Below are 19,359 nucleotides of genomic sequence, written 5' to 3'. Positions count from 1 at the left end.
CAGTTGAGTGTCTACATGTGACGCATCAACTCTAACCAGTATATAAAAGTTAATCAAAATTTTAAATACCTCATTTCACAGGCTCGGATGATCCAGCTCATACAGGCTGCGGTATCGGGACTGCTCCTGCCACAGCTGTTCATGGCTTCCTCGCATGGAAATGACCCCTTTTTCCATAAAGATCACCTCGTCCATATGCTCCATTCCTGTGAGATGATGCGTGATCCAGATGAGCGTTTTACCCTCCAGCACACGAAACATCGTCTGCATGAGCTCATGCTCTGTCAGCGGGTCAAGCCCCACTGTCGGCTCATCCAGTAAAACAATCGGGTGATTTTGCAGCAAAATCCGCGCCAGTGCAATTCGCTGTTTTTCTCCACCGGAAAAACGAAGACCTGTCTCCTGCATTCGGGTATCGTAGCCCTCCGGCAAAGAATCAATTAGGGCTCCAAGCCCTACCTGCTCTGTTACTGCACGAACCTCATCCAGCGTAGCATCGGGTCGTCCCAGCCGAATATTGTTCGCTACCGTTGTATCGAATAAATACGGCTGTTGGTTTAGCACTGCAAATAGACTGGAGTATGCTCCACCTGTATATACGGGAATCCCTGCGACAGTGACGCTACCTTCATCAGGCTGCAATGCTCCCTGAATCAGGTTCAGTAGCGTGGACTTGCCCGCACCACTGCGACCAAGCAATGCAACCTTCCCCCCCTGTGGTACGTGCAAAGAGATATCACGAACGCTCCATTCCTGCGTTGTCGCATAGCGGTAGCTTACGTTGTTCAGCAGCAGGTCTCCTCCGTGGCCCAATCGCATAGCGGTAGCCTGTTCCTCTAGAATATCTGCTGTTCCGCCTGCTCCAGGTGTAGGTGTGTCTTTCTCCGAATCCTTTAACCGTCGAAGTGAATCCTGATACTCCGGCGCATGAACCACCGCTTCTCCAGCGCGAACGAAGGCATCCAGCAATGGAAAAGCCACAAGGGCAAAGGATGCCAGCCATGTGGCTTCTATACGATTCTGTGCTACCAGTCCTCCAGCCCACACAGTCATAATCACAACCCCGCCACCTACAACGCATTGTGCGATCCAATGAGAACGCCACTCGCTCCGGCGAAGTGAATTTTCCATTACGGCAGCCCTATTGTGTCGTTGTGTAAAGGTGCTCAGGAAATGCCCAGTCCGTCCGCTCAGCACCAGATCACTCATGCCAAACAGAGCATCCGTTAGCTCCTGATAGGCTTTACTCCGTTCCTGCTTGAACACTCGCCGTTTGGCGAGTGAGGTCCATAGTGAGATAGCCGGGGCAATAAAAAGCAAAAATCCGCCATATAACGCCATGAGCAAGGCAAAGGTTCCGTCCATCCGTCCAAGCGCCCAGATGCCTGCTGCATAAATCAGCAAAGCCGATAGCGCAGGCAAAACTAGCTTCAAATAGATGTTTTGAAGCTGCTCAATATCCTCTGCCAGCAGTCCCAAGAGGTCCCCTGTACGGAATTTGCTGCGAATCATCAGCGCCTGCGGTTCCACTGCCCGATATAAGCGTACCCGCATACGGGACACAAGGCGCAGTGCGGCATCATGTCCTACCAAGCGCTCCAGGTACTGAATAACCGCTTTACTAAAGCCAAATGTTCGCACAAGCACAATTGGAACATACACCATTAATATATTTTCCGGTTTTAAGGCCGAACGGGTAATCAGATGACCGGACGTAAAGAGCAACGCGCCCGCACATCCAATGGCCAATGCACCCAAAAGAGCAGCTACCAGAAAAGCCCAAAAATATTGTCTCAGATACGTCACAAACCAGCCTTGTCTGCTATTGTCCGTTACTCTCATATCGTCCGTTCCCTCCTTCCGACATCCCCGTCAGCAATCGGTAATATGCCCCCTTACGGGCAATCAATTGTTGATGGGAACCTACTTCTTCCAGACGACCTTGATTCATCATCCAGACACAGTCCATATCTGGCATCCAATGTAGCCGGTGGGTGGCAAGAAACACTCTTTTGTGTTTCAAAACCGATAAAATCGTCTGTTTTAGCTCCCACTCTGTCTCAATATCCAGATGCGCCGTAGGCTCATCCAATAAAATGACCGGACGGTTACTGAGCAATGCCCGTGCCAATGCAATCCGCTGCGCCTGCCCTCCGCTCAGTGTCCTACCCGCTTCACCAATGGGCTCATTCATTCCACCCGGAAGACCGTCTACCAGTTCACGCAGTCCAACCGCGTCAATCGCCCACTCTACCTGCTGGTTGGATGCCTCAGGTTCATAAAAGCGGATATTATCTGCCAAAGAAGAGCTAAACAGGTAAGGATGCTGTGGAATATAGGCAATATGCCGTTGCCATTCAGTTTTGGCTTCCCCAGCCAATCCGCATCCATTCAGGAGTAGCTCGCCTGAAGTCGGATCAGCAAAGCCGCCAAGCAGACTAAGCAGCGTCGTTTTACCTGCACCGCTAGCTCCAACGATGCCGATCATGTTCATGTGCGGTTCAACATGTGCAGACACATGTTCAAGCCGAGCCGAACCGTCTTCATTAAGGAGGCACACATCAGACAGCTCAAGAATGTCCTGTCCCGTGATGTCCAATCCTTTATCGTTAGCTGCCTGTTTATCCGGCTTGGTCGCATCATCTTCTGTACTGAGAATGGAGCGTATTGCTCCCCAAGCCTCCTTACCATCCAGTGAAGCATGATAGTCTGATCCCAACTGGCGTATAGGCATAAAATATTCTGGCGCCAAAATAAGCACCGCCAGCGCTGCCTCCAAACCCACCGAGCCACTAATCAGGCGCAACCCCAAGCCTACCGCGACAAAAGCGACCGATAGCATACTAAAAAAATCAAGGGCAAATGAGGAAAGAAACGCTACCCGCAGCGTGCGCATCGTTGTCGTGCGGTATTGGTCGCTGACCTTCCCAACCGTTTCCCCATGCTCTTGGCTACGACCCAAAAACCTTAGTGTCTGAAGTCCACGCAGCGAATCCGTGAAATGGTGAGATAACAGACGATAGGAACGCCACTGCTTGTCTGCCTGCTTCCGCGCCGCCAAGCCGAGCAAAATAAAAAAGCCTACCAGGATCGGCATCGTAGTCGTCAAAATCACACCTGAAATGACATCCAATGTGAAAACATACACAAGCACAAGTATAGTTACAGCCATCATGTCAATCATACGAGGAATGGACAGTTCCAAATACGTGCGAAAACGATCCATGCCGTCCAGCGCTAGCGTCACCAATTTGCCGCTACCTTCCTGCGCTGCAAACCCCGGCCCCCGTTCGAACAAACGTGCAAGCAGACGCTCCCGTAAGGAAGCGCCTGAAGCTTCAGCAAAACGGCCTGCTGTCCGGCGTTGCAGCCAGATCGCCGTATGCCTCGTTGCAAAAGCTGCGAAAAACAACGCCAGCGACGGCCAAGCCATCACCAGCGGATTTTTATCAAATAAAATCGTAATAGCCTTTGCCAAGAAGACTGCTTGTGCAATCACTGCGGCCCCCTGGAGCAGGGAAAGGGCAGCCAGTAGCAGCATCACTGGCCGAATGCCCTTTAATTCAAACCATGCCTTATCCATTAGTATTCCAAATGATCCTTCTCACTGAGACGCTTATGGAAAACAAAATAGCTCCATGCCTGATAAGCCAACACAAAGGGTAAAAGCGTTGCTGCAACAATCGTCATGGCTTTCAGTGTGTAATGACTGGAGCTTGCATTATAAATCGTTAAATCAAAAGCACTGTTAATCGAGCTCACCATAAATCTTGGGAACAAACCGACGAATAACGATACGAAGGTCAGTAAAATCACTGCACCTGTCATCCCGAAGGCCCATCCTTCACGGCGCTGCTTCAGGAAGTACCCTGTCAGCACATAGGCGACAATTCCCACCGCAACCGCAGCATACATAAAGGGACCGCGACGTGCGAATAAATCCGTTGCAAAATAAGTCCATACCACCATGCCCGCGAGTAAAATGCCCAATACCGGAAGAAACTTGGACGCGATCACACGCGCGCGATCCCGTACTTCTCCAATCGTCCGCAGGGAAATAAACGTCAGTCCGTGCATTAGACACATTCCGACCACTGTCAGTCCAATCCATACGGTGTATCCATTGAATACATCGGAAAATCCAGCTTTCAAATCCATGTTTTGCTGAATAGGTACACCTTTCACCAAAGCCGCAAAAGCCATACCGAACAGCATCGGCGGTAGAAAGCTGCCAATCAGAATGCAGGCATCCCACGTACCTGTCCACCATTTCCCTTCAGCCTTGCCGCGGAACTCAAAAGAAACTCCACGCAAGATCAAACCTAGCAAAATAAAGACAAATACCAGATAATATCCGCTGAACATGGTTGCATAAAAATGTGGGAAAGCGGCAAACATCGCACCTGCTGCTGTAATCAGCCACACTTCGTTGGCATCCCAGAATGGACCAATCGTATTGATCATCAAACGTTTTTGTTGGTCATTACGCGGCACCAATCCTGTGGCCATTCCTACGCCAAAATCAAAGCCTTCCAGAAAAAAGAAGCCAGTAAACAGCACAGCAATCAATAGGAACCATAAATCATTTAGCGACAATGGTGTCACCCCCTTGAGCAAAAGGATCATGAATTACCGTTTGTTGATACGGCTCAATATCTGGACCTTTGCGAGCCGTACGGTAAAACAAAAACGCCAGCACACCTGTTAAAATTAAATACAATGTGGTAAATGAGATGAACGAGAACAACACTTCTCCAGCCACAACAGTAGGCGAAACAGAATCTTTCGTTTGAAGCAGACCAAATACAGTCCACGGTTGGCGACCTATTTCAGTCATGATCCAACCTGAAGTATTCCCAATGAATGGAAGGGATATCCCCCATATCATAAGACGGAAGAACCAGCGATGTGAACCTTCCAACTTTTTACGGAACGTCAGGTAAGCTCCGTATAAAGCGAGTGCAATCATGCCACATCCCGCCGCAATCATAATGCGGAAGCTCCAGAACGTGGTTCTTACTGGCGGGATATAATCTCCCGGACCATAGGTTTTCTCATATTCTGCCTGAAGCTCATTCATACCAGGCACAGAGCCGGTAAATTTACTATAGGATAGAAAACTCAAAGCAAAAGGAACTTTAATCTCAAAGGTATTTTCCTTTTTTCCAGGATCAATCCATGCGATAACTGTCCAAGGAGCGGGGTCACCGCTGTTCTCCCATAAGCCCTCACTGGCAGCCATCTTCATCGGTTGTGTTTTCACTAAATATTGAGCCTGACCATGACCAAACAAAGGAATAGCTATGGCGCTGATTAAGGCAACAATAATGCTCAATTTGAAAGAAGGTTTAAAAAAGTCCATATTCTTTTTTTGCATCAGCTTCCATGCACTGATACCCGCGATCAGAAATGCTCCTGTCGCAAAAGCAGCAAACAGCGTATGCGGAAATTCCCATAGCAGTTGTTCGTTCGTTAGCAGAGCGGCAAAATCTTTCATTTCTGCACGTCCATTTTGAATCTCATATCCTACGGGACGCTGCATGAATGAATTAGCAGCTAGAATCCACAATGCCGATAACATCGTACCGATAGATACCAACCACATACAGATTAAATGGACCGTTTTGGACAATCTTTCCCAACCGAATACCCATAATCCGATAAACGTCGATTCCAGGAAAAATGCAAGCAATGCTTCAATCGCCAGCGGCGTACCGAATACATCACCGACAAAACGGGAAAAGTCCGACCAGTTCATCCCGAACTGGAATTCTTGCAAAATCCCGGTGACGACGCCCAGTGCAAAGTTAATCAGCAGAAACGTTCCCCAGAATTGCGCCATTTTTTTGTACAAGTCATTTTTCTTGATAACATACATCGTCTCCATAATTGCCACTAATAACGACAATCCAATAGAGATCGGCACATAAACAAAGTGAAGAATCGTTGTGGTTGCAAACTGCAACCGTGCCAAATCCAATACGTCCATGATGTTGCTCCCCCCTGCACTTCTCTTAACAATGATTTATAGTATTTATAATCTGAAGTCTTCTCCATTTGTGATAGTATTCACATTCTTACATATGCAGCGGTCACTTTTTAGAAAATGACTCACTCCATACCTTCACCATGGTTGTCATGATCCGGCTTCAGATTTATCCCCATTATATAGAATAAATTTAAATGAAATAGAATCGAAAATGTGAACATCGTGTCAAAGCTGTGTCATAATGGTGGCGATTTGATGAAAACGCCCTAAACTACATAATAAATGTGACATTTTCGATTGATCTATCCATTTTTTCACCATAAAAAAAGAGCCTCTCTTCGTTCGAAGGTTATACCTCCGACATCTGCAAGAGAGACTTCATAGCGTTAAATCTAGGAATCTATCAACAACCATCTGTTCCTCCATTCTTTTGAACCCGATTACGGTAGGAGGAAGGTGACATTCCAGCATACTTTTTAAATTTACTATGAAAATAATCTGCATTCGCATATCCCACGCGTTCCGCCACCTGGTGTACCTTAATTCCTTGTGCAAGCAATTCCCTTGCTCGCTCAATCCTCACCTTATCCAGGTAGGCATTAAAGGCCTCGCCAGTATGACTTTTGAACAGTTTGCCCAAATAGCCACTATTGTAATTAAACATATCTGCCAGTAACTCCAGTCGCAAATTTTCATCATAATGACTATGTATAAAGTCAATCATTTGTTTCATGATGATGCCCTTGCCACCAGATTCAGTCTGGCCAATCCATTGCAACACATGCTCCAACGAGTGATCTACCAGCTCGCCCAATGTGGAATAAGCATATACATCGGTTATAAAACTGGAGTGCTCCTCCAGCACGGTTCTGCTGTGATCCTGTCCGGCTGCATACTTGTTCAACGCCAGTGTGAATGTTTGGGCGAACGCTGCCTTGATTGCAGATTCTGTGCGATAAATCCGTGGAAATTGGTCTTCCATTTCCTTAATGACACGGGTTGCAGCTTCACTATTAGCCATATCTAGCGCATAGTACAGCTTTTCTGCATAACGTAGGGGATCATTTGTAGCACGATCAGACGCTCCACTCATTTCAGTCTCAACTATCTCCAATTCGTATAGGTCTCCGGAAAGCATGACTCTTTCTGCCCGGAACAAAAACGTACGTTCTAACAATCGTAGTGCCTGCTCAAAAGATCTGGGAATGTCGTTAAGAATGGATACAGGATCACCGGCAGCCACATAAATTTCCGTTGCCCACGGCTTTAGCTCCTGTCGCCAAGCAGCCAGTAATTGAACAGCATCTTTCTCCGTTTTTAACGTGGCGGGAAGCAAAAGACCCATATATATTCCAGCCTCAAACATGATACCTCTGCCCTGCTCATGGCACAATTCCGTTAGCCGCTGCTTTGCTGCCGACTGCCGAGCTTGTCGATCCCAGTCAGGAATACGTAAATCCAGCAGAATAACCTGATAGCTACTCCAGTCCAAGGCTGGTAACGCGGGCTGTTGTCCATGTTTTCCGTTACCGCTTTGATGTTCAGCTTGCTCGGATGCTTTGTGCAGAGAATCGCTGCCTTCTACGGCCTTACGAGCATGCTCTCGATGAACCGGAAACAATAATGCTTCGATCCAATTACGCTCATGGGAAGGCGTACTTCCCCATTTGCCGTCTTCTTTCTCGTCCTCAATGTTTTGCCATACCCGTTTCAACTCTGTCGTCATTTCTTCCTCATCAACTGGCTTCAGTAGATAGCCATCTACCCCGAAGCCCAAGGCTTGCCGTGCATAATCAAAGTCTGCATATCCGCTTAATATGAGAAAATGAAACGGCTCTCCGTTCTTTTCACGTATGCTTCGTATGACCTCCAGTCCACTCATCCCGGGCATACGAATATCTACAATGACCAACTCCGGCCGATGCTCTCCGAACTTATCCAGAGCCTCGCGTCCGTTCCCTGCCGTATCGACAATACGGAAGCCACAATTCCCCCAGTCAATAATAGAGGACAATCCTTCACGAATCGCAGGCTCATCATCTACAATCATTGCTTTATACATTTGACTCTTCCTCCCTTGGTATGGAAAAGTATACGGTTGTTCCTACTTGTAATGCGCTTTCAATATGCAGTCCATAACGTTCGCCGTACATCAATGTCAGACGTTGATGTACATTACGCAGGCCAATACTGCTCCCTTCCGGCTCATCCGCCCCCCTGATCCGATCTAGCAGACGGGTCAGTTGCCCAGCTTCCATGCCGATCCCGTCATCTTCTACTTTAATTTTCAACTCTCTTTGTTCTATTGTAATATCTACCTTCACGGTAACTGGCTCTTCCTTATTTTCCAGGCCATGAATGACTGCATTTTCCACCAGCGGTTGTATGATTAAGGGAGGAATCGACATGTCCGTCGCGCTTTCTTCCAAATTCACTTCATAGATCAAACGATTTCCAAATCTGAACTGCTGAATTTGCAAATAGGATCGCACCATATCCAGCTCCTGTAGTACCGTCGTTTTACCACTGCCAATCTCCAGATTCCGGCGCATCAGCCTGCCAAGCAAACGCACCGTCGTTGCAATTTCCGCTTCCCCATTCAGATGTGCTTTCATTCGAATGGACTCTAACGCATTAAACAGAAAGTGCGGATTAATTTGGCTGGCCATCATTTTTAGCTTGATATCCTTTTGTGCCAATTCCAGCCTGTTGTTGTGCTCACTCGTCTCATAGACCTGCGCCATGAGTTGGCGAATACTACTCACCATATAGTTGAAACGGCGGGATAAATCCCCGATCTCGTCCCTTCCCTCCACACTCGATACCACATGAAAATCGCCCGCGGCTACCTTACCCAGCTCATAGCTCAACCGCTGTAGTCGTTTGGTAATCAGCCAGGAAATGATGGTGATTAGAATCAGTGCCATAACCAGCACTGCAAGAACACATAAAGCACCAATCAGGCTGATTCGGTTGGCTCCCTGTACAATATGCTCCGTCGAAAACACTGAAATAATCGTAAATCCGCTCACACTGGAGGCGGGCAGCAGCTCATCCACGATGATGTTGGAGGGCACTCCGTTGATTTTCGCTTCATATATCCCCTTACCCGCACGCTGGACGTCAAAGCCCAAATGTAAATCGCTCAACGTTTGGCCCACCGACTGTGGATGAGTAGCTGCGACCACAATCCCGTTACGATCTGTAATCAATGTTTCAAAAGGCTCCTTGCTCAGCATATGATTCAACTCGGTCTGGCTCAGCGATATCATCAGAACTCCCTTGGTACTGTATTCGGGAAATGGAATTTGCCGTACCAGGCTCAGGCGATTAACCGGGTTATCTTCCTTATCCTGAATGTAAAACCAGTTAATCGCCGTCCCCTTCAAAGCCGTCTGGAACCACGGCTGCCGCTCAATGTTAGAGTCCACTGGAATAAACTCCAGATTATTGACAAGCGTCGGATTGTACGAATAGAACCGGATGGTAGCAACTTCTCTATATTGCTGAGTATACTCATTAAAATCCTTGTATTGATGATACGCATTCATCAGCTCTACCATACCCGGATATCGTCGGTTCGCCATCTCCCTCAGCCTTTTATCGAACATGAGCCCATTTGAAATATCCGTTGGCACACGCAGTAAATTTGCCGTCTGGCTCTTGATCTTTTCCACATTGTTTACCGTCTGGGCAATTGCACTATTCAATGCCTGCTCTCGCAAATAAAAAGTAACGCAACCGCCCACCACCAGCACCGGGATCATGACAATCAGTACGTAGGAGAACAGCAGCTTATTCCGCATACGCATATTATTCATCAAAAGCCGTACTCCACGATTCATGCCATCCCTCCCATAAGATAAGCGCTTACATTTTTATGTATTTTCACATTCTCTATCTCGCCCTATATGTATCCAGTTTAATGCTTCGTAACCTCTATATCTATATTTTTCAAAATTTAAAAATGTGGCGAACAGAGTCACCACACTTTACAATTCCTAAACTATTTACGTACAAAAGGTTCGATATGCACTCCCTGCGGCAGCTTATGCGGATCTTCCGGGTTGATACGGTCATAGAACATAATGCCGTCCAAATGGTCCATTTCATGCTGCACGACAACCGCTGCATAACCTTTGAAAGTCAATAGCTCCTGTGTTCCGTCTGGTAAAGTGGCCTTAATACGAATTTTTTCGTAACGCGGTACATATCCGGCTACGTACCGATCTACAGACAAGCACCCCTCTCCCTGTTCCAAATAAATCATGGACGTGGAGTGACTGACCAGCTTCGGATTAAACAATGCATACTCTACCGTTTTGTCCCCATCTTCATAATAAATAGCGCACATTCTTTTGTTCAGACCTACCTGATTCGCGGATAGCCCCACACCCGGGCGTAGATCATAGCGAGTGGCCAGCTCTTCATTTTGGCTATTTTTCAGATAATCCAGCATCCATTGCATCTGTTGCAGGTCCTCTTCAGACAGCGGCAGGCATACCGGCTCAACCTTTGTGCGCAAAATCGGTTCCCCTTCACGCACGATATCCTTCGTGAGAAGCATGTCCATCGATTGATTACTCATTCGTCAGCCTCGATTCATTTAAATAAATATACTTTCATGTTATTCTGCAAAAGTTAGGGAGTTCCCAATATTCCTACAAGTTTTATCCCATAAATTATATCTATTCATGAAATGAATTGTCAAAATGAAGCGGTATTTAAGCCATTAAATATTCATTGCCTTAATGGTTTATCTAATTAACAATTATACTGATGCTCTATATATCCTTAAACGAAAAACCCCCTTAACCAATGAAGTGGTCAGGAGATTTTTTGCCGTTATCATACCTTTGAAATTAATCTACGTATCTTTTCTTACTATTAAGATGGCTGCTCCAACGCACTTGGAGCTTCACTAAACAGCTGCGCCTTTGGATTCGGCTGTGTCCAGGTATTATAATATTGCGAGTTCTTGCCATAGGAATTGTCAATGACAACATGCGGCATATCAAGCAGACAGGCCAGAATGTGACCATGCAGCCGTGAAGTGCGAACCTCTCGGTAAGAGCTGAACAGCGTAACCGCTTTGTTCATGAGATGGTCTGTATACTTGTACCAGAATGTACGCGTAGGCAACGGGCCACCAATTTTCTTATCCAGTCGATAAAACTTCTGGAAATAGACAATTCCCTTCACTTCCAGCGGAGTGAACAAAGTATCCCAGTCCAGCCGGTGAGCGGCATCTGCCTCGTCATCGAACTTCTTTTGTCCACCCACCGTTTCAATATCAGTCCGCAGGAAATACAATACATCCTTCACGGTTTCCGTAGTCGGCTTCAATGGCCAGAGCTGGTGTGCCATATCAGGACATAGTGTGATACTGCACTGGTTCAGCTTGTCCTTAGCCCACTGATAAGAGCGTGTATCCCGCACAAACATATGTAGATCCGGATGAGCATTGAACAAGGCAGCGACTTCATTAGCCTTCTGTTCAGATTGAAAGTGGATCGTCTGCGGCATAATCACAATTCGGTGGTTAGGGAAATCGCGAACGATGCGTTCTCGCAAATTTTGGTGATTTGAATAGAGATCGCCGAAGTTGCCGCCGCCGTGGCACACGATAATCCAGTCACCCGGAATTTGAAGCCGATCGGGAATATCCATAGCGCTATAACGGGCACGGACACGGATGCCATTATCCTTGAAGAACGCTTCGGTGCCTTTCATGATGAGTACATCCCCACCGTTATTATAGACGGGATAATCGACATAAATGATATTCGAACCTTGGGGGACTACGTCGAGAATGACGCTCAGCTTATTTTTCAGTTTAGCCATGGGATGCAAATTCGGCATCTTTCAGTTCTCCCTTCCTGCGCTTCTTTTGTATAGTCTGAATAACAAATGTAATATCACTTTTATCAAAAATGATCCGTGATAGCGGAACATTGAAAAACATCGGGAATGAGAACAGTGAGAACGCCAATCGTACACAAGCGCCTACAAGCAAAGCAATCGCAATGCCATCCAGACCGAAGATCGGTGTACAAATAAAAAATAGACCGACGGTGATCGCATAGGCTACAATTTGCCGGAACAATACCAGTCCCGGACGTCCCAGCGCGTTAAAGGCCGAAGCCAGAATCCATGAGCCGCCACCAATGATACATTCCAGTGACAGCAGGTAGAACGTTAGCGATGCTTCCAGGAAAGCGGGGCCGTACAGCAAACCCAGCATGTATCGTCCAATGAAGAGAGCAGGCACAATGACGATTAGCATCGCAGCCATAGAGATGCGAAAAGCACGTCCTACCGTTTCGACAATCTTGCTGTGCTCCATCCCCGTCACCTTTGGAAAGGTAACGTTAGTGACGGCATTTTGCACCACATTGAACACACGAGACAAGGCGTAGACGACAGAGTACAGGCCGAATGCTTTGGGTGATAGCAGCGCCACAATAACGATTTTGTCCGTTTGTGTGGACAGCGTCCCCATCAGCTCCATCCCGTAAACCCTCGCTCCATAGCTATAATAAGGACGAAGCACTTGGCGGCTGGTAAATGGGCGGAAAGCACGCACATTCATATACTTGCGCAAACGGAGGAACGCCCACACTAGTGCAAGGAAACTCGCGGCAAAATTCACTGCTCCTGCCAGCTGCACATTGAGCAGGCCCATCAGCCACAGTGTCACCAGACCGATGAAATTCAGTAACGGGTAGTAAAACAACAGACCATTATATACGCTAAACCGATCCAGTCCTTGCGACAATGCTGTCGTCAGCGCTGTAAGCACTGCCAGTGGTATGGCTGCCGCACAATAAAGCTGGGACAGTTGGATGATGTCCGCACCATAACCATTCAGCCACAGCGGCATGCATATCCAGGCCACAGCCCCTGCCAACAAGCTGGCAGGCAACTGAATCCAGAGCGACAACGCCAGCAGTTCTTCCGTCGTGCCTGTTTTCTTCTTGATGTTGTAAATTAACGACGTTGGTAATCCGAAGCTCAACACACTGCCGATCAGTGTAGGCCAGAACAGAACTGCCGCCAGTTCTCCTTTCCCCTCTACTCCGAGCATACGTGCGGTCAGGATGGAAGTCAGGGTCGTGACGATTAGCACAAAAAAATTGTTAAAGCTCGTGCGCATGATCGTTTTAGCGAGACTGTCACCCGTGAATACTTTCCTTGCTGCTGTCCATGTGCTCATGTTACGTCCAACTCCTGTTCCTTATTAAGCCTCTCGTCTCTATGCTCGCATCGCGTCTTTTGACGCACCTCATCAGCCTACCGTTTTTTTGGAATTACGTTCAGGCAACTGTCCCCCGCCAACAGGCTCCTTCGGACTTGAAAAGATCGCTTTCAGCGCTCTTCTATAGCCTTGAATGGCAGTATGATTTTTCTTGGGCTTTTCTCTCAAAATCTGATACAACGTCGTCCAGTATAGTGCTGCATAACCGATCGGCCCAGATCCCTCTTCACGCAGGAGATGAATATGATTCATCACCCGCATATAAGTAACCTGCTCCATATTGTCGCGTGAGGACGGCGATTCGTGATGAAGCAGCGTAAGCGCCGGGTTAATGTACAATGGGCCGCTTTTCATCGCGATGCGCGAAAGTAACAAATCCTCGCCTACGCTATAGCTTTGCAACCAAGATACCGGCTCCAGACCGCGAATCGCTTCACGACGAAATGACATATTACAGCCATGGAAAAACTGGGTTCTAAACGTCTTCTTGGCCTTATGCCAGTTATACATCGAGCCGGACTGACCGCTGAGGGATAGCCTTCCTTTGGACAAAGACTGCTGGAATGACAGCAAGCATCGAATTGTTCCCATGAAGCTGTTACTCATTCCCTGTGCGATACCGCCGACACCAGCGGCCTGCGGGTAAGCCTCATAGGTACGCATCAACTCATTCAAGTAGTTGCTCGGCAGCTCAACGTCATCGTCAAGGAACAAAATGATGTCACCCTGCGCAAGTTCAGCTGTCTTTACACGAGATAACCATAATCCCGGCTGCTCCTTGCGATGATATCGGTAGGTAATTCCCGCTCTGCCCAACTGACGCTCATAACGTTCCAGCACATGTTTCGGCAGTTCTCCGTCGTCAATAATCCATAGCTCGGTTTCACATGCCTCCGGTGCTCCCCCAATGGCAATTGAATTGATGCATCGGGTCAGATCATCAACTCGATTTCGGGTGCACAGAGCAATGGACAAGCTTAACATCATACTCCCCCTTTATCCTGTCAATGTGTATAAAACGGATTACTGAACCGCCGGGCCTAAATATTCGTTATATTTTTGCTTGCGCGGGTTCAGAATGAACAACACCCCCTGCTTGTATCCATCTGCGGCATTAAAATTGCGACGCAGCGTTTCTTTGAGCATCAAGTAGGATAAGGTCCATAAAAGGGCTCCATACTGAATCACTCCAGCCTTTTTCAAGGCAAGAAAATAATAGTGGTTAATCGCTGTAGCCTTGGCTACTTTGCCCGCCTTATCGCGCGAGCTTGGGGATTCATGATGAATGATGGTTAAGTCAGGATTGATAACCAATTTGCCGTAACGGCTCGCCAACTGGCACATGTACAAATCGTCAGCCACGGCATAACTGGTCATCCACGGATACGGCTTCATGTCCCGAAGCGCATCCCTCCGAAATGACATATTGCAGCCATGGAAAAATTCTGTATCGAAAACCTCAGTTGCTTCGCCCCAACGCAGCAAAGAACCTGCCAGACTACTAGGCGAGAGCTTGCCGAGGGATGAAGACATCTGAAATGTCAAAACGCCCAGCAGCTTTCCTGCCCGGCTCGAATGTAATCCCTTTGCAATCCCTCCAACACCCACAATCGTTTCATCCTGATCATAGGTATCGAGCAAGCGCCGGATATAGAGTTTATCGTCCAGTTCTGCATCATCGTCAAAATACAGCACAATATCATACCGCACAAGAGACAAGGCCTCATAGCGGGATAACCAAACGCCGGGACGACTTTTTTTATAATATTTCAAAACGCTTTGAGGCAATCCGGATACCATGTGACGGTACTGCTCGATCTGTTGGTTAGAAATATCGCCGTCATCAACAATTAGCAGTTCTACAGCCGTATGCTCCAATTGCTGCTGTACTGCAATAGATTGTATACAGCGTGTCAGGTCTTCGATCCGGTTGCGGGTACAAATGATGATGGAGACATCGGACATGCCATTACCTCCTGTGTGTGTATCCAGATGCTTTGGAAGAGATATTCAAAGTTTTTCCAATTGCTGGATTATATATGTTTATTGTATCTTTGACAGCGTTTTAGTGTATATACCTCTTTTGTATACTTTTTCAGTCTCCAAAAGGGTAGACAATCCTCTAAAAAGAGAAAAAAAATAGGATTGGCTTCTACTGCCAATCCTGATTTACCCTTGGAAGTCCAGAAACAACGTCGCATTCACATACCGACGTGCCATGGACAAAAAATAACTATTTTGTACCGCTACTGCTGCCACCAGCAAAGTATTACGCACCGCTTCACACTGGTTAGGGGTCAAATGCTGTAAACGCCTGGTGTATTGATCAGCCGCCTGAACCAGCAACTCCTCTGTCGCACTTTCTTGACGCTGCTGTCCTGTAACGGAAATTCCGTTGTCTTTTGCAAAGCCTGCTACTGCCACATCAAGCAGTTGGTCTCCGTTCGCATCCAGCTCCTCAAACAAAGTTGAATAGGCGGCGTACAAATCGACCGGCTGAATCAGATCGTCCGTATCATCTTCGGGTTGTTGGAACAGGATATGAAATAGCTGACGGATGGATTCAAAATCAAGACATGATTTTAAATCTTCTACAATGAGCAATATAGCTGCCTGGTTGACCGAGTATTTTTTGCCGATCTTCGGAGCGCCGAGAAATTCCTTGAAGTCGCGTTTGACCCAATTTTGCATAGAGGCCAGTGAGACATGGCTGTATTCGACCAGTTGACCCAGGGAAACGATCTCCTGTAGCGAAAAGGCTGCGCTGTGCTTACCCTTGATAATTTTATCTAGCACAGGTGTCACGTCGGTGTATAAAAATGTCGGCATCGTGCTCCCGGAGCGGGCAAGATGGCTATGAGTGCGCCTCCAGGCGTCCTGCAGAACGGCCAAAGGCTGCAATTCGCGGCGACCTTCCATGGCCAGCAGCAAATGGGCCATATCACGACGAGTAAGGGTAAAAGACTCCATCTGCTTTCCTCCCTTTCTTACATTTCAAGTTCATTTGAACTCATCATACGCCCTCAAACTAGGCTTGTAAAGCGAAGCAATGAGCCGTGCGGGTTCTATTATGCCTTATTTTCCGTGTAAATTGGAGGTAGGTGACCTGCTACGATTCCATATGAACCTTGTATATTTTCTTTTAAGTTCTTAAAATAAGTTCAAGTGAACTTAAAATGGAGTTCCTTAAAAAATTGAACGAAAAAGGGATGAGTGAAAATTATATGGGTATAGGTGTCAGTCTATTTTTGTTTGCGGTGTTGATTTTATTTAGTGCTTTCTTCGTGGCTACCGAGTTTGCGATTATTAAAATCCGTTCCAGCCGGGTCGATCAGCTGGTCGTGGAGAACCGTAAAAACGCACTGGCGCTACAAAAAGTCGTCAATAATCTGGACGGCTACCTGTCCGCCTGTCAGCTTGGTATTACGATTACAGCGTTGGGACTCGGCTGGCTCGGTGAACCGACCGTAGTCAAATTGCTGGAGCCTCTCTTTCAACAGCTCAACATCAATGGGGATTTTTCACATATCCTGGCCTTTATTATTTCATTCGTCATTGTAACTTACCTGCACGTGGTAATCGGTGAACTGGCTCCCAAAACATTGGCAATCCGCAAGGCGGAAGCTGTCAGTCTGTTAACCTCTCCAGTTATCGTGTGGTTTAACCGGATTATGTATCCGTTTATTTGGCTCCTTAACGGCTCGGCCAATCGTCTGGTTCGTCTGTTTGGTCTTCAGCCGGCTAGTGAGCATGAAGAAGCACACTCTCAGGAAGAAATTCAGATCATTTTGTCCGAAAGCGTGGAAAGTGGTAAGATCAATAACACCGAATATGGCTACGTAAATCGTATCTTTGCTTTTGACGAGACCGTTGCCAAAGAAATTATGGTGCCACGTACAGATATGGTATGCTTGTTTACGAATCGCTCGCTACAAGAAAACATGCTGACTATTCACGAAGAGCAGTATACCCGTTTTCCGGTGGCGACAGATAGCAAGGATCAGATCATTGGTATGATTAATACCAAACAGCTATTCCTTGAGTATGATCGCAATCCCGAGCTTGTTTTCGACAGCCTGATTCAACCGATCTTGACCGTTCCAGAAGTTATCCCCGTCAACACGCTGCTGAAACGTATGCAGAAGGAGCAGGTTCATATTGCTCTCCTGGTCGATGAATACGGTGGAACCTCCGGCCTCATCACCATTGAGGACATTTTGGAGGAGATTGTTGGCGAAATTCGGGACGAATTTGATAAGGATGAACGGAAGGAAATCGAGAAACTGACGGAGAACAGTTATTTGATGGATGGTAAAGTGATGCTTTCCGATCTGAGTGATCTGACTGGCTTGACATTGGATAATGAAGACGTGGATACTGTCGGAGGGTGGGTGTATAGCCGGGTTCCGGAACCTAGACAGGGCAAGGAATTCATAGAAGATGATGTGAAATTTATCATTCGTGAAATGGGTAAAAATCGTATTCGTCGGGTGGAGATTATTTTACACCACACATCCCCCGCATCTGAATTGGAAGCAGAATCGGACACTTCTTCCCGGGAGTGAACCGTGTGACCTGAGCGTTTATCTTTGCACTTGTGACACTTGCGTTCACTCCTACTGAAATGACATATTCCCAGGGCAGACGACTTAGGTCGTTTGCCCTGCACGCGTGTAAGGAGGAGCTAGTAAAGTGGATATTTTATCTTCTATTATTATGGGAATTATTGAAGGACTGACAGAGTTTTTGCCGGTCTCTTCGACGGGTCACATGATCCTCACGGCTAATCTTCTAGGATTAAACACAGAGAATGATACGGTCAAAACGTTTGAGGTTATCGTGCAATTAGGTGCTGTGCTGGCGGTCGTCGTATTATACTGGCGCAGATTCCTGAGTCTGTTTGATTTCAGACGCAAAATCTCAAGTCAGCCACGTCTAAACCTGTTACATATTATTTTAGCCATGATCCCTGCGGGCCTGATTGGCGTACTGTTCCGTGATGTAATCAAGCAATACCTGTTTGGTCCTGAAACGGTTTTATATAGTTTGGTGATCGGGGGCCTGCTCATGATCGCGGCTGAGAAATTTCATCCGCCTATTAGATCACATACGCTGGATGAGATCACGTACAAACAAGCATTTACCATCGGTGTGTTCCAAGTCCTAGCTCTGTGGCCAGGCTTCTCCCGTTCAGGCTCAACCATGTCTGGGGGCCTATTCGCACGTGTAAGTCATACGGCAGCCGCGGAATTTACATTCCTCGTATCGGTTCCGATCATGCTGGGTGCATCGGGCATTGATATGATCAAAAGTATGGATCATCTGTCTATGAGTGATTTCCCAGTGTTCGCGGCCGGCTTTATTACGGCCTTTATCGTCGGGATGCTGGCGATCAAAACATTCCTTGGTCTGCTCAAACGCTTGAGCCTGACTACGTTCGCCATTTACCGCTTCGTGCTGGCGGCTGTGTTCTTTTTCATTATTTTATAAGCCATTGTTTGGTACCCATAACCAATAACTAAAAAGGGATATCCATAGGGTCTGAATGATCAGTCTTGGATATCCCTTTTACTATTTTGCAGAAAGGATAGATCTTACTGAACTATCCCTATCATGCGTTCTGATTATTGTTTGGATTCTAGCGTAGTCAAATATTCCGAAATTTGAGCTGGCGTTTTAGCGTATTTGCTGTGCAAATGAGCAATTTTTTCGCCATTACGGAACACGAGCAGACTCGGAATGCCGCGCACTTGATTTTCGTCGGCAATCGGCTGAAATTTCTCTGCATCAAGCGCATAGAAACGCTTATCCGCGTTTTCCTCAATAATACCGTCCATAAATTTATCCAGTGTCTTGCAATCCGGACACCAGGTTGTATCAAATTTCACGACAGTCAGACCGTCACCGTTAATTAAATCCTGATATTGCTGCTGAGATTCGATGCGTTCCATTCGTTGGTCCCTCCTAGAGTGTATTTATAACGTCTCCATATTCACATATGAATAATAAACCGAAGCTTATTCTTATATTGTAATGATTCTTTTATAAATTGCAACTGGGATAGGTACATGTTCAAGCGTGTACTTCGGTTATAGACTGAAATGTAGCGTTT

At 46.9% G+C, this 19,359-nt stretch carries 15 protein-coding genes; 2 read left to right on the top strand and 13 right to left on the bottom strand.

Going from position 1 to position 19,359, the window contains the following annotated elements; genetic code table 11:
- Positions 1 to 75: 75 nt before the first annotated feature.
- From cydC to ACUYLD_RS17305, 12 genes are all read right to left on the bottom strand, one after another.
- Entirely contained in the window at positions 76 to 1,842 is a 1,767-nt protein-coding gene (gene cydC, locus ACUYLD_RS17360; RefSeq protein ID WP_254350673.1) for a thiol reductant ABC exporter subunit CydC, read from the bottom strand.
- Positions 1,823 to 3,583 carry a thiol reductant ABC exporter subunit CydD gene (gene cydD / locus ACUYLD_RS17355; RefSeq protein WP_446675609.1) on the bottom strand — a complete coding sequence of 587 codons (1,761 nt, stop codon included), beginning with the start codon at positions 3,581 to 3,583 and terminating at the stop codon, positions 1,823 to 1,825. The genes cydC and cydD overlap by 20 nt, the downstream gene beginning before the upstream one ends.
- Positions 3,583 to 4,596, bottom strand: coding sequence for a cytochrome d ubiquinol oxidase subunit II (gene cydB / locus ACUYLD_RS17350; protein WP_254350671.1), 1,014 nt, complete (start codon positions 4,594 to 4,596; stop codon positions 3,583 to 3,585). The genes cydD and cydB overlap by 1 nt, the downstream gene beginning before the upstream one ends.
- Complete coding sequence (locus ACUYLD_RS17345) at positions 4,583 to 5,989, bottom strand: cytochrome ubiquinol oxidase subunit I (protein WP_061828919.1); 1,407 nt, start codon at positions 5,987 to 5,989, stop codon at positions 4,583 to 4,585. Before ACUYLD_RS17345 ends, cydB begins: the two co-directional genes overlap by 14 nt.
- A gap of 403 nt (positions 5,990 to 6,392) precedes the next feature.
- Entirely contained in the window at positions 6,393 to 8,051 is a 1,659-nt protein-coding gene (locus tag ACUYLD_RS17340; protein ID WP_446675608.1) for a response regulator, read from the bottom strand.
- Complete coding sequence (locus tag ACUYLD_RS17335) at positions 8,044 to 9,834, bottom strand: cache domain-containing sensor histidine kinase (protein ID WP_446675607.1); 1,791 nt, start codon at positions 9,832 to 9,834, stop codon at positions 8,044 to 8,046. Before ACUYLD_RS17335 ends, ACUYLD_RS17340 begins: the two co-directional genes overlap by 8 nt.
- Positions 9,835 to 9,995: 161 nt before the next feature.
- Positions 9,996 to 10,577 carry a peptide deformylase gene (gene def, locus ACUYLD_RS17330; RefSeq protein WP_165179319.1) on the bottom strand — a complete coding sequence of 194 codons (582 nt, stop codon included), beginning with the start codon at positions 10,575 to 10,577 and terminating at the stop codon, positions 9,996 to 9,998.
- Between the two features lie 299 nt (positions 10,578 to 10,876).
- Positions 10,877 to 11,851 carry a polysaccharide pyruvyl transferase family protein gene (locus ACUYLD_RS17325; RefSeq protein ID WP_023990345.1) on the bottom strand — a complete coding sequence of 325 codons (975 nt, stop codon included), beginning with the start codon at positions 11,849 to 11,851 and terminating at the stop codon, positions 10,877 to 10,879.
- A complete protein-coding gene (locus ACUYLD_RS17320; protein ID WP_023990346.1) occupies positions 11,826 to 13,205 on the bottom strand; it encodes a lipopolysaccharide biosynthesis protein in 1,380 nt (459 codons plus the stop codon). The genes ACUYLD_RS17325 and ACUYLD_RS17320 overlap by 26 nt, the downstream gene beginning before the upstream one ends.
- 72 nt (positions 13,206 to 13,277) lie before the next feature.
- Positions 13,278 to 14,231, bottom strand: a complete 954-nt coding sequence (locus ACUYLD_RS17315) for a glycosyltransferase family 2 protein (protein ID WP_069290420.1) — start codon at positions 14,229 to 14,231, stop codon at positions 13,278 to 13,280.
- Positions 14,232 to 14,270: 39 nt separating this feature from the next.
- On the bottom strand, positions 14,271 to 15,212 hold the full coding sequence (locus ACUYLD_RS17310) for a glycosyltransferase family 2 protein (protein WP_446675606.1): 942 nt from the start codon (positions 15,210 to 15,212) through the stop codon (positions 14,271 to 14,273).
- Between the two features lie 204 nt (positions 15,213 to 15,416).
- Complete coding sequence (locus tag ACUYLD_RS17305) at positions 15,417 to 16,217, bottom strand: DUF1836 domain-containing protein (protein WP_446675605.1); 801 nt, start codon at positions 16,215 to 16,217, stop codon at positions 15,417 to 15,419.
- Positions 16,218 to 16,441: 224 nt separating this feature from the next.
- Here ACUYLD_RS17305 and ACUYLD_RS17300 point away from each other — a divergent pair, with 224 nt between their 5' ends.
- Entirely contained in the window at positions 16,442 to 17,812 is a 1,371-nt protein-coding gene (locus tag ACUYLD_RS17300; RefSeq protein ID WP_061828973.1) for a hemolysin family protein, read from the top strand.
- 127 nt (positions 17,813 to 17,939) lie between these two features.
- Positions 17,940 to 18,737: an undecaprenyl-diphosphate phosphatase gene (gene bacA, locus ACUYLD_RS17295; protein WP_081112421.1), complete on the top strand. Its 798-nt coding sequence runs from the start codon at positions 17,940 to 17,942 to the stop codon at positions 18,735 to 18,737.
- A gap of 134 nt (positions 18,738 to 18,871) precedes the next feature.
- Here bacA and ACUYLD_RS17290 read toward each other — a convergent pair whose 3' ends face one another.
- Positions 18,872 to 19,198: a thioredoxin family protein gene (locus ACUYLD_RS17290; protein WP_446675604.1), complete on the bottom strand. Its 327-nt coding sequence runs from the start codon at positions 19,196 to 19,198 to the stop codon at positions 18,872 to 18,874.
- Positions 19,199 to 19,359 lie beyond the last annotated feature (161 nt).

The organism is Paenibacillus sp. SER-28 (genome assembly GCF_052906305.1).
Note: the sequence above shows the minus strand (reverse complement) of the source record. Positions and strands in the feature narration are given on the sequence as shown.